Source organism: Escherichia sp. WS568, from assembly GCF_046486085.1.
In the GTDB taxonomy this organism is placed as follows: domain Bacteria; phylum Pseudomonadota; class Gammaproteobacteria; order Enterobacterales; family Enterobacteriaceae; genus Escherichia; species Escherichia coli.
The window spans coordinates 1-718 of sequence record NZ_JBJQMC010000076.1 but is presented as its reverse complement, the minus strand read 5'-3'; the positions used below and the strand labels follow the sequence as shown (position 1 = coordinate 718).

Here is a 718-nt window from a genome sequence, read left to right as displayed (position 1 = left end):
TGTAGTGGTCAAGTAATATTGGCCACGGTTTTACAGTAAAAACGGTATCTGTTCTCTGATTCTTCCGGCGTCAACCCACCGTTGTAATGGTGAGGCCTGACGCTATTGTAATAATTCAGGATATAACCGCTAATTTGTTGCCGGGCCTCGTCCTTGCCTACGTAACCATCCGTCGGCACCCATTCTGTTTTCAGACTGCGGAAGAAGCGTTCCATAGGACTGTTATCCCAGCAGTTTCCCCGTCGGCTGACACTTTGCTTTATCCTGTAACGCCAGAGAAGCTGTTGATATTTCAGTCCTGTATACTGACTTCCCTGGTCGCTATGGAACATGACGTCCCGCGGCTGACCACGCACCTCATACGCCATCCGCAAGGCACTGCTTATCAGTGCAGTATCGGCATTCGCTGACAGGCTCCAGCCGATAACCCTGCGGGCAAAAAGATCCATGACGACCGCCAGATAGCACCAGCGATTTCCTGCCCAGATATACGTAATATCTCCGCACCATACCCTGTCTGGCTCCGGTACAGCGAACTGACGCTCGAGCAGATTCGGCAAACACGTATGCTCCTGACAGGCATTTTTGTATTGATGTTTTCCGGGCTGACAACTGCTCAGGTTCAGGTATTTCATCAGCCGTCCGGCACGATAACGGCTCATCGGGACGCCGTTTTGGGTCAGCATTTCAGCCAGCGTGCGCGCGCCTGCAGAGCCCC

Annotated in this window: 1 protein-coding gene; it reads right to left on the bottom strand. The window is 52.6% G+C overall.

What is annotated here, in order from left to right; all coding sequences use genetic code 11:
* Nucleotides 1–8 precede the first annotated feature (8 nt).
* On the bottom strand, nucleotides 9–718 hold a 710-nt coding region (locus ACJHWR_RS25275; RefSeq protein WP_001571444.1), incomplete at its 5' end, for an IS3 family transposase.